10 protein-coding genes are annotated in these 13,748 nt (G+C 64.9%); 7 read left to right on the forward strand and 3 right to left on the reverse strand.

Going from position 1 to position 13,748, the window contains the following annotated elements:
- Positions 1-488 precede the first annotated feature (488 nt).
- On the forward strand, positions 489-1,934 hold the full coding sequence (locus AC0L23_RS17585; protein ID WP_085384909.1) for a cell wall hydrolase: 1,446 nt from the start codon (positions 489-491) through the stop codon (positions 1,932-1,934).
- Positions 1,935-1,938: 4 nt separating this feature from the next.
- On the opposite strand, the gene nadC is transcribed toward AC0L23_RS17585, so the two are convergent.
- From nadC to nadA, 3 genes are read right to left on the reverse strand one after another with little or no spacing between them, the layout of a single operon-like run.
- The gene (gene nadC / locus AC0L23_RS17590) at positions 1,939-2,817 is read right to left on the reverse strand and encodes a carboxylating nicotinate-nucleotide diphosphorylase (protein WP_085352608.1); all 879 of its coding nucleotides are present in this window, start codon (positions 2,815-2,817) and stop codon (positions 1,939-1,941) included.
- 11 nt (positions 2,818-2,828) lie between these two features.
- Positions 2,829-4,430: an L-aspartate oxidase gene (locus AC0L23_RS17595; RefSeq protein WP_085352607.1), complete on the reverse strand. Its 1,602-nt coding sequence runs from the start codon at positions 4,428-4,430 to the stop codon at positions 2,829-2,831.
- Between the two features lie 9 nt (positions 4,431-4,439).
- On the reverse strand, positions 4,440-5,546 hold the full coding sequence (gene nadA, locus AC0L23_RS17600) for a quinolinate synthase NadA (protein ID WP_085352606.1): 1,107 nt from the start codon (positions 5,544-5,546) through the stop codon (positions 4,440-4,442).
- A 328-nt stretch (positions 5,547-5,874) separates the two neighbouring features.
- Between nadA and AC0L23_RS17605 the strand changes: the two genes are divergently transcribed.
- The 6 genes from AC0L23_RS17605 (at position 5,875) to AC0L23_RS17630 (ending at position 13,702) form a co-directional block, all read left to right on the forward strand.
- On the forward strand, positions 5,875-7,128 hold the full coding sequence (locus AC0L23_RS17605) for an MFS transporter (protein ID WP_085352605.1): 1,254 nt from the start codon (positions 5,875-5,877) through the stop codon (positions 7,126-7,128).
- A 40-nt stretch (positions 7,129-7,168) separates the two neighbouring features.
- On the forward strand, positions 7,169-8,155 hold the full coding sequence (gene acuI / locus AC0L23_RS17610) for an acrylyl-CoA reductase (NADPH) (RefSeq protein WP_085352604.1): 987 nt from the start codon (positions 7,169-7,171) through the stop codon (positions 8,153-8,155).
- Positions 8,156-8,267: 112 nt separating this feature from the next.
- The gene (locus tag AC0L23_RS17615; protein ID WP_026233672.1) at positions 8,268-8,867 is read left to right on the forward strand and encodes a hypothetical protein; all 600 of its coding nucleotides are present in this window, start codon (positions 8,268-8,270) and stop codon (positions 8,865-8,867) included.
- A gap of 158 nt (positions 8,868-9,025) precedes the next feature.
- Entirely contained in the window at positions 9,026-9,277 is a 252-nt protein-coding gene (locus AC0L23_RS17620; protein ID WP_007594936.1) for a DUF6894 family protein, read from the forward strand.
- A 206-nt stretch (positions 9,278-9,483) separates the two neighbouring features.
- Positions 9,484-11,217 carry a methyl-accepting chemotaxis protein gene (locus AC0L23_RS17625; RefSeq protein WP_240543332.1) on the forward strand — a complete coding sequence of 578 codons (1,734 nt, stop codon included), beginning with the start codon at positions 9,484-9,486 and terminating at the stop codon, positions 11,215-11,217.
- Positions 11,218-11,545: 328 nt separating this feature from the next.
- Positions 11,546-13,702, forward strand: coding sequence for a methyl-accepting chemotaxis protein (locus AC0L23_RS17630; RefSeq protein WP_231188785.1), 2,157 nt, complete (start codon positions 11,546-11,548; stop codon positions 13,700-13,702).
- Positions 13,703-13,748 lie beyond the last annotated feature (46 nt).

The raw sequence follows: 13,748 nt of genomic DNA on the forward strand, positions 1-13,748 counted from the left end.
TTTCGATTTCCTGGTGTTTTTTTTTTTTTCCCCCCCAACGGGGGCGCCCAAAACCCTCGCTTTTTTTTTTTTGGCGCCTCCCCCCCCCAAAAAAAACCCCCCCCCCCCCCCCCCCGCCCCCCGATCCAGTATTCCAGAGGCGGTGACGTGATAGGGAAGGAGCCGCGGCGTACTGGATGCCCCGCCTTCGCGGGGCACGGCGGCTGTGGTCGAAGTGGCGATGGAACCGCGCGCGTCCCGTAAAGACACGTGCGCGCAAGAGTTCCTTCACCATTCGCGTTGACCAGTTGTTTACCCCTTCGCGCGAGGGCGCATTTACCAAGGCGCATCATCGCCCCGTGAAAACACCTGCGATTGCTTGCGTGTGCCGCATGCGCAACGCCGATTAACGCCCCAGCAACCTAAATTAGATACTCACGATAAAGATCGAATTGCACGGATGTACTGCGGCTCGATTTTTCTAGCGTAAGCGTAGCGTGAGCGTATCGATGTTTTTGTTGCGTACCCATCCGAAGGGCGCGCGGTTCGCGTCCTTCGGCATCGGTCTCTGCATCTTCGCATTGATGCCGAGAGAGACCGGCTATCAGGACATTGCCTCGCTGCTGGCGCGCCAACCCGGCGTCGCGGAGCGTTGGCAGAAGCAGGTATTCTCTGCTGCGTCCTCCATACAACTGGCCACTTACAGTTTTTCCCGGCCGATCGGCACTTCGGCTCCGCAGAGCGCGATGGTTCGTCTCGCGAGCCTCGACGTCACCGGCGCGATCAGCCGCAATCCGGCGCTGCAGGCGCCGCCCCGCTACCAGGCCGCCGATTTTCCCAAGGTCGATCGCTCCATGAAGGGTGACCGCCTCGCAACGGTCACACCGACGCAGGCTCCCGAAGCGGGCGCGCCGACGGCAGCGCCGACGCAGGAGGATCCCGCGACGTCGAACAGCTCGGTGTTCGGCGCCAAGACCGTCGCGCTGCCGCAGGCGATGTCGCCGGAATCCGCGGCCGCGCTGGATCCCGAACTCGCGGAGGCGCTGCGTGCGCCGCCGCTGCCGCAATACACCAATGCGCCACAAGCCAGCGACGCTGCGCGCTCGCTCGCGCTCCAGCCGCTCGAAGCGCTGAAGCAGGCCACCATTCCGGCTGCACCGCCGCGCGATCCGTTCCGGGTCAAGACCTCGAGCCTGTTCTTCGGCAGCTCCTCGCTCGGAGGCAACGTCGAGAGCATCGAGAGCTGGCAACCCGGTGCGGAGCCGCTGATCGTGATGCCCGACCCCGACATGAAGGTGACGGCGTCGCTATCGCCGCCGTCGGAGGATATTGCGAAGGATATCGAAAGCGGCGAGAGCGTCGCGCCGAAGGGTGAGGTCAACGTCGACAATCAGCGCGCCAGATCGCCGGCGGAACGGCTCGCGCTCGACGACAAGTCGCGCGCGAAGTCCGAAAAATGCCTCGCGGAGGCCGTCTATTTCGAGTCCCGCGGCGAGGCCGTGCGCGGTCAGATGGCGGTTGCGCAGGTGGTGATGAACCGCGTGTTCTCCGGCAAATACCCGGACACTGTGTGCGGCGCCGTCTATCAGAACAAGCACCGCCATCTCGCTTGCCAGTTCACCTTTGCCTGCGACAACAATGCCGACGTGATCCGCGAGCCCGAGATGTGGGACCGTGCGAAAAAGATCTCGAAGGCCATGCTCGACGGCCAGATCTGGCTGCCCGAGGTCGGCAAGTCCACGCACTACCACGCCTATTGGGTGCGCCCGTCCTGGGTCGCCGAGATGAAGAAGATGTACAAGACCGGCGTCCACACCTTCTATCGCCCACGCGCCTGGGGCGATGGCAGCGAAGAGCCGAGCTGGGGCACCCCGGCGCAGACCGCCGCGCTCTCCGCCGAGCTCACTCAGCAAGCCAAGAGCTCCGCCGAGATGGGCGCGACCGAGCGGCGGTAGCGCCTCACGCCTCGATATCCAGCGCGCAGTCGAAATTTGGCGCCGAATGCGTCAGCGCGCCGGATGAGGCGTAGTCGACGCCGGTCGCAGCGATGGCTGGGATCGAGTCCAGGGTGACACCGCCGGATGCCTCCAGCTTGAGGCGTCCCTCGTTGAGCCTGACGGCTTCGCGCAGCGTCGCAATATCCATGTTGTCGAGCAGCACGGCGTCGGCAAGGCCGGTGTCGAGCACCTCGCGCAACTGCGGAAGCGTGTCGACCTCGATCTCGATCTTGACGAGATGGCCGGCCTGGGCGCGGGCGCGCTCCAGCACGGGACGGATGCCGCCGGCGACCGCGATGTGGTTGTCCTTGATCAGGATCGCGTCGTCGAGCCCGAAGCGGTGATTGAAGCCGCCGCCGCAGCGTACCGCGTATTTCTCCAAGGCGCGCAGCCCGGGCGTGGTCTTTCGCGTGCAGCAGATTCTCATCCGGGTGCCCTCGGCGCGCGCAACGTAGTCCGCCGTGAGCGTCGCGACGCCCGACAGCCGGCCGACGAAATTCAGCGCGGTCCGCTCCGCCGTGAGGATGGCGCGTGCCGGCCCCGAGATCGTCAGCACCTGCTGCCCGCGGGCGACGCGCGCGGCGTCGCGAACATGTGCGCGTACCTCGATGTCGGGCGAAAGCTTTTGCAAGGTGGCGAGCGCCAGCGGCAAGCCGGCGATCACGCCGGACTGCCGTGCGACCAGGATCGCTTGCGCCTTCGTTGCCTCGGGGATCGTCGCAAGCGAGGTAATGTCGCCGGCGCGGCCGAGATCCTCATCGAGCGCGCGGAGCACGGCCTCGTCGATCGCGAGCGGGGAGAGAAAGGCGTCGGGATAGAGCAGAGAGGTCGGGGTGATCATGGCAGACTCCGTCAGGCGATCATGGGTTGTGCGGTGCGCGGTGTCGGGCGTTCGCTCAGGCTGTCCGCGACCTCGCGTACTGCTGCGAGCGTCGTCATCGTGCGCTGCGCGAGGGCGGGTACGTCCGCGGCATGGTCGGAGCGGAAATGCGCGCCGCGGCTCTCGCGCCGGTTCCAGGCCGACGCCGCCACGAGCAGGGCTGCCGTTGCCATGTTGCGGACCGCGATGCTCGTGGCCTCTCGTTCCAGCGCGGCGAAGCTGCGAACCGCGTCCGCAAGCCCGTAACCGTCGCGGATCACGCCGACATGCGCGCTCATCAGCATCCGCAGCCGCTTCACGGCCGCAGCATCCGGTGCGCCGCCGCGCGGCGTCGCCGCGTCCGCAAGGCGGGCGGGCGAGGGGCTGGTGCGGCCGGCGATGTCATCGGCGATGCGTGCGGCGTAGACCACGGCCTCGAGCAGCGAATTCGACGCAAGCCGGTTCGCGCCATGCGCGCCGGTGGACGACACCTCGCCGCCGGCCCACAGCCCGTCGATCGAGCTGCGGCCGCGATGGTCGACCGCGATGCCGCCCATGTGGTAGTGCGCCGCCGGTGCGATCGGGATGGCCTGCGTGGCGGGATCGATGCCAGCGGCCATGCAGCTTGCATGAACCGTCGGGAATCTGTCGCCAAAACGTGCGCCCAGCGCTTGCCGCGCATCGAGAAAGGCGCCGCGCCCGGCCGAGATCTCCGCGAACACGCCGCGGGCCACGATGTCGCGCGGAGCGAGCTCGGCGAGCGGATGGCGCGCCGCCATGAAATGCTCGCCACGGCCGTTGATCAGCGTCGCGCCTTCACCGCGCAGCGCTTCGGTGGCGAGCGGCGCGGGATCGCGACCGACCATGATGGCGGTCGGGTGAAATTGCACGAACTCGGGATCTGCAATCACCGCGCCGGCGCGTGCGGCGATCGCAAGGCCGGATCCGCTGGCCTCGCGCGGATTGGTGGTGACGGCATAGAGATGGCCGATGCCGCCCGTCGCGAGCACCACCATCCGCGCGGCGAGCAGGATCGGCTGTGCTGCCGCGTCGCCAGCTTCGCGCAATCGTAGGCCGGCGACCGCGCCGTCCTCGGTCAACAGCGCTTCGGCGACGAAACCTTCGATCAGCCGGATCGACGGCGTGCGCCGCACGGCTTCGCTCAGCGCCGCGATGATGGCGGCGCCCGCGCCATCGCCACGCACATGTACGATACGCCGCGCCGAGTGTGCGGCCTCGCGCCCGACTGCGAGCCTGCCTTCGAGATCGCGGTCGAACGGCACGCCATAGGCGAGAAGGTCGTGAATCCGCGGTGCGGCCTCGCGCGCGATCCCGAGTGCGACAGCTTCGTCGACGATGCCGCAGCCAACTGCAACCGTGTCCGCGGCGTGCGCTTCCGGCGTATCCCCTTCAGCCATTGCCGCGGCGATGCCGCCTTGCGCCCATGCGGACGACGCGCCCTGTCCGAGCGGCGCCGCCGAGATCAATATTACCGGCCGCGGCGCGAGCTTGAGCGCGCAGAACAATCCGGCAAGGCCGCCGCCGACGATGACGACGTCGTCGGAGCGGGGGAGGGTGTTGATGTTGTTTGTCATGGCTTTATCTCAGTTCTTCAAATTGATCATCCGCTCGACCGAGCGCCTTGCGCGGTCCGCGAGCGCGGGATCGATCGTCACTTCTTCGCGAAGCGTCAGCAGGCTCTCCAGAATGTTGGCGAGCGTGATGCGCTTCATGTGCGGGCAGATGTTGCAGGGGCGCAGCATCTCCACATCGGGCAGCTCGGCGCGGACATTGTCGGCCATCGAGCATTCCGTGATCATCACCAGCCGCCGCGGCCGCCGCTCGCGCACCCAGTTGATCATGTGCGCGGTCGAGCCCGTGAAATCGGCCTCGGCCAGCACGTCCGGCGGGCATTCGGGATGAGCGATGATCTGCACGGAGGGATCGGCCTCGCGGTAGCTGCGCAGCTCGGCGCCAGTGAAACGCTCGTGCACCTCGCAGGCGCCCTTCCAGGCAATGATCTTCACGTCGGTCTTCGAGGCCACGTAAGTGGCGAGATAGCGGTCGGGCAGGAAGATCACGGTTGGTGCGCCGAGGCTTTCGACCACCTGCACCGCGTTCGACGAGGTGCAGCAGATATCGACCTCGGCCTTCACCTCCGCGGAGGTGTTGACATAGGCAACGACAGGCACGCCGGGGAATTTTTCGCGGAGCAGGCGGACGTCGGCGCCGGTGATGCTGGCAGCGAGCGAGCAGCCGGCGCGCGTATCAGGAATAAGCACCGTCTTGTCCGGATTGAGCAGTTTCGACGTCTCCGCCATGAAGTGCACGCCGCACTGGACGATGATGCCGGCCTTCACCCTGGTGGCTTCGACCGCGAGCTGGAGCGAATCACCGCCGATGTCGGCGACGCAGTGGAAGATCTCCGGCGTCTGGTAATTGTGCGCGAGGATCACCGCGCCCCGGGCCTGCTTCAGCTCGTTGATCGCCTTGATCGTCGGGGCCATCAGCGGCCATTCGATCGGCGGGATGACACGTTTCACGCGCTCGTAAAGCGGTGCGGTGGCTCGCTCGACCTCCGGCGTCCATTCCAGTGAAGGCATCGGCAGCGAAGGTTCGGTTCGCGACTGCTTGGCCTGTGCCGGGGTGATGACGTGGCCCTGCGGCCGGTTGGCAAAGTCGTCGGGGCCGTAAATTCCAGTTAGCGGCATCCAAGCCTCCCGTGCATGTCATTTGTACTCATTTTGAGCATATATAAAGCCTGAGAAATCCGGCCGACAGGCCGGGGGATCATTCGATATGCTCGATATGAGCAAATATAAAATAACACGTCGTGTTGGGAGCCGCCAGATCTTGCCGCACACGTTTCCGTTAAGTCGCGCCCGGCGCGTCGGCTGAGGCCGCGAGGAAATGCAATGCTCCCGCGCCAGCTCTTCGCGGAATGCAATCGTTTTTGACTTGGGGTTTCCATGCAGATGCATTAAACGAGCTGGCTCGCGGCCGCCATTTGCGAATCCGCGACCACGCACGAGGAACAGCATGTCGATACAGATGGGTGAGCTCGGTTCGGTCTCCCGTTCCTCCTCCTGGCGCACGCCGGCGATCATCATTCTCTGCGGCTGCGCGATCGGGATGCTCGGGTTCGGCCCGCGCTCGGCGCTGGGCTTCTTCGTACAGCCGATGAGCCATGAATATGCCTGGGGCCGCGACGTGTTCGGCCTCGCGATCGCGTTTCAGAATTTGCTGTGGGGACTGGGCCAGCCCGTCGCCGGCGCGGTCGCCGATCGCTTCGGCCTGTTCCGGGTGATGTGCGTCGGCGCTCTGCTCTATGCCGGGGGCTTGCTCCTGATGCGCTACTCATCGACGCCGCTGTCGCTCAACATCGGCGCTGGTGTCATGGTCGGCTTCGGTCTCGCCGGCTGCTCGTTCAATCTGGTGCTCTCGGCCTTCACCAAGCTCTTGCCGGCCGAGAAGCGCGGCCTTGCGCTCGGCGCCGGCACTGCGGCGGGATCGTTCGGGCAATTCCTGTTCGCGCCGATCGGTGTGGCCCTAATCGACAATTTCGGCTGGCAGCAGGCGCTCACCGTGTTCGGCTTCCTGATGCTGCTGATCATCCCGTTGTCGCTGGCGCTCTCGACGCCGCCGGTCGCAAGCGCGGCAAATGCGGCGCCTGCGGACCAGCAGACCTTCACCAAAGCGCTCGCGGAAGCCTTCGGCCATCGCTCCTACGTGCTGCTTGTCCTCGGCTTCTTCACCTGCGGCTTCCAGCTTGCCTTCATCACGGTGCATCTGCCGGCCTTCCTGGTCGATAGCGGCATCTCCACGCAGATCGGCGGCTGGGTGATCGCGGCGATCGGCCTGTTCAACATCATGGGATCGCTCAGCGTCGGCTATCTCCAGAACAGCCTGCCCAAGCGCTACATCCTCTCGACCATCTATTTCACCCGCGCGCTTGCGACGCTTGCCTTCATCTCGTTTCCGATCACGCCGTTCTCGGCGATTGCGTTCGGCGCGGTCTCCGGCCTGACCTGGCTGTCGACCGTGCCACCGACCTCGGCACTGGTCGCGATCATGTTCGGCACGCGCTGGTTCGCCACGCTCTATGGCTTCGCCTTCGTCAGCCATCAGGTCGGCGGCTTCCTCGGCGTCTGGCTCGGCGGCATCGTGTTCGAGCGGTTCGGTTCCTACACGCCGATCTGGTGGCTCTCGATCCTGTTCGGCGTGCTCTCGGCGCTGATCAATCTTCCGATCGTGGAGAAACCGGTCCAGCGGACGGTTGCGCAGCCTGCCTGATCGGCTAAACATCCCCTGAAACAAGTCAGGGAGTTTTGCTGTGGCGACGTTCAAGGCGATCCGGATCGACAAGGCGGACAAGGGCACCACCGCGCAGCTCACGCAGTTCGACGAAGCCGAACTGATGGAGGGCGACGTCACCGTCCGCGTGGAATGGTCGACGTTGAACTACAAGGACGGCCTTGCGCTCACCGGCAAGGCGCCGGTGGTGCGCCGCTTCCCGATGATTGCCGGCATCGACTTCGCCGGCACCGTCGAGCAGTCCTCGCATCCGCAATGGAAGGCGGGCGATAAGGTTGTCTGCACCGGCTGGGGCATGGGCGAGACCCATCTTGGCGCCTATGCCGAGAAGGCGCGGGTGAAAGGCGACTGGCTGGTCGCTCTTCCGCAGGGCCTATCGGCGCGCGACGCCATGGCGATCGGCACTGCCGGCTTCACCGCGATGCTGTCCGTGCTGGCGCTGGAGAAGCACGGAGTGTCGCCGAACAGCGGTCCGGTCGTGGTGACGGGGGCTGCAGGCGGCGTCGGCTCGGTTGCGACCGCCGTGCTCTCGAAGCTCGGCTATCACGTCATCGCCTCCACCGGACGTGCGTCCGAAGCGGACTATCTGAAAGAGATCGGCGCGGCTGAGGTGATCGACCGCAACGAATTGTCGGCGGCCGCCAAGCCCATCGCCAAGGAGCGCTGGGCGGGTGGCGTCGACAGCGTCGGCTCGACCACGCTCGCAAACCTGCTGTCGATGACGAAGTACGGCGGCGCGATCGCGGCCTGCGGCTTGGCTGCCGGCATGGACCTGCCGTCTTCCGTCGCACCCTTCATTTTGCGCGGGGTGTGCCTTCTCGGCATCGATTCCGTGATGTGCCCGATCGAGCCGCGGAAAGCTGCCTGGCAACGCCTGGCGTCCGATCTGGACCGGTCAAAACTAGCTGAAATTACTCACGAAATTCCGCTTTCTGAAGTTCCGGAGTGGGGCGCGAAAATCCTCGCCGGCCAGGTCCGCGGTCGCACCGTTGTAAAAATTGTCTAACGGCGTTCAGACTTTACCAACCATGCTGCTTCAATGTCGCCATGGTTAGTATGGTAAGCAGCAGGTAAAGAGATAAGGCATAGCCCGCTGCGGGGTTGGTTCGGAGTTGAGCATGCTTGCGCGTATTGTGTTGGGGGCGGTCACGGCGGTAGCGACGCTTACGCCGGCCATTGCTGGAAGCATGAACGCCGATGAGGCGCGCCGCTTCGTCGCCGGGAAGGTGTTTGCTTTCACCTGCTTTGACGGCACCCGGGGCGCGGGCCGCATCATGGACGACCTCGGCGCCGCCGGCGCCGTGCAGTTCTCGGGTGCAGGTCCGGTGAAACATCTCCGCCTGCCCGGCAACACGCTGCAGATCCGCGGCCAGAACGTCTGCGCCTCGATCAAGGGCATTCCGTTCGAGCCCTGTTTCAACCTTGAAAAGACCGACGATCGCAGTTTCCGCGGCTCGGTATCGGGGATGGGCTTCGCCTATTGCGACTTCCATCACCAGGGCGGCAACCAGATGCTGATGGCGCGGGCCGTCGCGCGGCCGCGCTCGCTGCGCACCTCGGAACACACGGGTTCGGTCGGCACGCCCAACACCGAAGTCGCCGCGCGTGTCGAGACCCCGCGCGTCGAGAGTAGCCGGCTCGAGCCGGTGAAGCCGCAAGTTAAATCGGAGCCCGCCAGGGACGACGCCCCGCTGGAGCTGCGCCGCTCGACCCAGTGAGTTGGCTGCGCGCGTCCGCGCACTTGCTCGTTGAGAGCTGCCATCAAACACGAAGCCGCCGCGCCGTAGTCATACGGACGGCGGCTTTCATGCGTTGGTAGCTGTTCGCGCCCAGTTTGCGTACGGCCGGGGGCGCGGCCCGATAAAAGGGTTCAACGATGTCGCTGTACTTCTTCCGTATCAGCACGGGCCGCTATTCCGGTGCTGCCGACCAGCCATATGAGTTCGAGGACCGCGCCGCGGCCTGGACCGAGATGACCGAAGTCTGTGCCAATTTGCTCGGCGGCATCTCGCGCGGCCTGAAACAGGACGCCGAATGGCGCATGGAGCTGCTCGACGAGAACAAGGAGCCGGTGTTCCGGATCAGCTTGATTGGCGAGAGCCAAAAGGCCCTTGGTCGCACGGGCTAGAAATCGGGCATCCTACCGCCGCGTGTGGTTAACCTGTTAAGCGCGCGGACCGTGCTGTTTTCAAGGGATTTTCCGGTAAGTCCGGTATTTGTCCGGGGGCGATCGTTAACCAGATCACCACACCTGAAGCTCAGTTTTTAGGCAAGGGCGATCAACGCCGAGGGCGGCCGACAATGACTTGGCCGCGCAACCCGGGAAACGCCCTCATGTCGAGACTCATCCAGAATCTGCAAATCGGTACCAAGCTCGCGCTCGCTTCGGCGTTCGGCGTTGTTCTCGTCGGCGCCATGATCGCGAGCCAGGTCATCGGCAACAACAACGTGCGGCATTCCAACCAGGCCGCGCTTGCGCAGCAGGAATTGGTGCGCGAGGCTACCGAAGCCAAGCTTGGGATACGCGGCTTGCAACTCGCCGTACGGGACATGCGTCTCGCCAACAATCAGGGTGACTTGCAAAAGGCGAGCGAGCTTCTGCTGGAGCGGTCGAAAGCACTGAACGGCGTTGTCGATTCCATGCTCAGGTTGTCGCACGCCCCGGAAAACCGCGCGCGGATGGAGAAGCTCAAGTCTACGTCGGCCGATTACCTGAAGGGCGCGCAGCAGAACGCCTCTGTTCGCAGCGAGGCCATTGCGGTTGCGGCCACGGACCCCGTCCGCGCCGCCAAGATTTCCGAGGAAGGCGCGCGCCAGATCCGCGAGGTGACGCTGCCGCTTGCCACACAGCTGGACAATTTGACCAGCGAGATTGCCGATTTCGCCAAGCACAAGAGCGATGAAGAAATCGCTGCCGCGAGCCAGGAGATGGCCGTGAGCGAGCGTCTCGGCATGGTGGTCGGTGCGTGCGCCGTGCTCGTCCTCATCGGTTCGTGGCTGATGTCCTTCCTGACCATCGCGCGGCCGATCCGCGCGCTCACGGTTGCCATGGACAAGCTCGCTGGTGGTGACTTCTCTGTTGTCCTGCCGGGTCTCGGCCGCAAGGACGAGGTCGGCGGTGTCGCCGCGGCCGTCGAGAAATTCAAGGTCGTGTCGGAGCAGAAGGCGCGCCAGGAAGCGGAAGCCAAGATGCGGCAGGACCAGGTGGCGGCCGAGCAGCGCAAGGCCGATATGCGCAAGCTTGCTGATAGTTTCGAAGGCGCCGTCGGCGAGATCGTCGATACGGTGTCGTCGGCCGCGACGGAGCTCGAGGCTTCGGCCTCGACGTTGACCTCGACGGCGGAGCGGGCACAGGAACTGACGATAGTTGTGGCTGCGGCCTCCGAGGAGGCGTCGACCAACGTGCAATCGGTGGCGTCGGCCACGGAAGAGCTGTCGTCTTCAATTACGGAGATTAGCCGCCAAGTGCAGGAATCGGCGCGGGTCGCGAGCGAGGCGGTTACCCAAGCCCGAACCACGACCGACCGTGTCGGAGAATTGTCCAAGGCGGCGGCTCGCATTGGCGACGTGGTCGAGCTGATCAACACCATCGCCGGCCAGACCAACCTGCTGGCGCTTAATGCCACCATCGAGGCGGCACGCGCCGGCGAGGCCGGTCGCGGTTTTGCGGTGGTGGCTTCCGAAGTGAAGGCGCTTGCCGAGCAGACCGCGAAGGCGACCGGCGAGATCGGCCAGCAGATTTCCGGCATTCAGGCCGCGACGCAGGACTCCGTCGCCGCCATCAGCGCCATCAGCAACACCATTGAAAAGCTGTCCGAGATATCGTCCACGATCGCGGCGGCCGTCGAGGAGCAGGGCGCGGCGACGCAGGAGATCTCGCGCAACGTGCAGCAGGCGGCCGAAGGCACCCATCAGGTCTCGTCCAACATCACCGACGTGCAGCGCGGTGCAGGCGAAACCGGCTCGGCATCGTCGCAGGTGCTGGCAGCCGCGCGGTCATTGTCCGGCGACAGCAACCGCCTCAAGCTCGAGGTCGGCAAGTTCCTCGACACCGTGCGCGCCGCCTAAGAACCTCGTTCCAGACAGTTCGGAAGACGCCCTGCCTCCTCAGGCGGGCGTTTTTGCATCCTGATCTTCGCCGCGAACGTCTCGCGCATGACTTCGGCGAACGTCGGCTGCAAAAGCAAACAGTGGCGACCTCAAGCTGAAATTTACAACTTTCTGGCGAGATTATCTCTTCCATTTCAACTGTTTGGGTTGAAATCTCAGTATTTCTCCGAGCCCTCCCGTTAACCAGAATGAGTAACCCCAAGGAATAGATTCTCCGGCAAGGGCGATCAACGTCCATGCAGCCGGCAAGGACTTGGCTGCGTGTTTCCTTTGGGGGAAACGTACCATGTTGAGCCCTGCTCATCATCAGCAGGTCCGAACTCAGTCCGCCAGCGCGTGGAGTCGGCTCGGACATGTTCGGATCGGCACGATCTTGCCGATCATCATCTCTGCCCTGGTCTTGCTTGGGTTGGCCTCGGCCGGATTCATCGCCTATGAGGCCGTCCTCAAGAGGCGAGAGTCCGAGGCATTCCTGAAGGTCAATGCAGTTGCCCAACTGCTGCTGCGCAGCGCAGGACATTGGGCGATTGAACGCGGGCTGACCAACGCCGTGCTGAAGTCTCCTGATGTCGTCAGTGCCGAGCGCCGTGCGGAAATCGCAAAGGCGCGCGCGACGGCCGACGAGGCCTTTCGCCAAGCCGTCCTCGATATCAGCGCGATTCCCGAAATGACGGCGGGGCAAAGACAGATTGCGGACGCAGCGACGAAATTCGAGGCGCTGCGTCTCCTGCGTGAGAAAGCCGACGCGGGAATGTCGCGCTCGCGCGTTGAACGCGAGCCTGACCTCGTAGATGGCTTCGCGCCAACGATTACGGAGGTGATCGACGTCGCGAGCAACCGCTTGCGGCTGACGCTCGAAACACTCACCAGCCCGCCCGTGGCAAGGCTGGCCCAGCTCATCGGCTTGCGACATCTGACAGCTCAGATGGCCGAGAATGCCGGAAGGGAGCGGGCCCTGCTGGCTGGGGTCGTCGGTGCGCGCGCGAAGCTCGGGATGGAGGGCTATGAGCGCCTTTCGGCGCTGCGGGCCAAGGTCGAACTCGCATGGGACACGGTATTGCCGGTGCGGCTGCGTTCGGACCTCGCCCTGCAGATCGGCGAGGCGATGACGGAGGTCGAGAAATCCTATTTTGGTGCCTACGGTGAAACGCGGGTGACTGTGCTCGCCGGTGGCGAAGGCGGGGACTACAGAATCACGGGACCCGAGTACTTCACGCGGGCCACCGCCGGCATCAATGCAGTGCTGAAGCTCGGTGAAGCCATTGGCGCGGCCGCTGACCGCGAAGCCACGATGCAGGCAGAGGTCAGCACTCGTAATGTTGTTTTCACGGTCGTGTTGCTCTGCGCCTCGGTGATGCTCGCTGGCCTCAGTTTCTGGATCACCTTTGGCCGGATCCTCAAGCCGCTTTCAGCCATTTCGGTTGCGATGGGTGGGCTCGCCAATGGCGACTTCACGACGGTCGTGCCTGGCACCTGCCGAGGTGACGAGGTCGGCGAGATGGCGCGGACCGTTGAAGTCTTCAAGCAAAACGGGCTCGAAGTCGAACGCATGCGGGGCGATCACGCTGCGGCCGAGAGCCGGGCAGCCGAGCAGCGCAAGGCGGAGATGCGGAAGCTGGCCGACGGCTTCGAAGCCGCGATCGGGGAGATCGTCGACACCGTCTCCTCGGCAGCGACCGAGCTCGAAGCCTCGGCGTCGACCCTCACATCGACCGCGGAGCGTGGGCAGCAGCTCACGACCATGGTTGCTGCGGCCTCCGAGGAGGCGTCCACCAACGTGCAAGCGGTGGCGTCGGCCACCGAGGAGCTGTCGTCTTCTATCACCGAGATCAGCAGGCAGGTGCAGGAATCGGCCCGCGTGGCCAACGAAGCTGTCGGCCAGGCGCGTGTCACCACTGAGCGCGTCAGCGAATTGTCCAGGGCGGCGACGCGGATCGGCGACGTGGTCGAGCTGATCAACACCATCGCGGGTCAGACCAATCTCCTGGCGCTCAACGCGACCATCGAGGCCGCGCGCGCCGGCGAAGCCGGTCGCGGCTTTGCGGTTGTGGCCTCCGAGGTCAAGGCACTCGCCGAACAGACCGCGAAGGCCACTGGCGAGATCGGGCAGCAGATCGCCAGCATCCAGACCGCGACCGAGCATTCGGTCGGCGCAATCAAGGACATCAGCGGCACTATCGAGAAGCTCTCGGAGATTTCCTCTACCATCGCGGCTGCCGTGGAAGAGCAGGGCGCGGCGACACAGGAAATCTCCCGCAACGTGCAGCAGGCGGCGGAAGGCACCCATCAGGTCTCGGCCAACATCACCGATGTGCAGCGCGGCGCGAACGAGACCGGCTCGGCGTCGTCGCAGGTGCTGGCGGCGGCCCAGTCGCTCTCTGGCGACAGCAACCGCCTCAAGCTCGAGGTCGGCAACTTCCTCGATACCGTGCGCGCAGCATGACGCGGTCGCCGTCACCAATCATCGATCGACTACAACCGACGCGCGA

This window comes from Bradyrhizobium sp. MI1.4 (assembly GCF_055811315.1).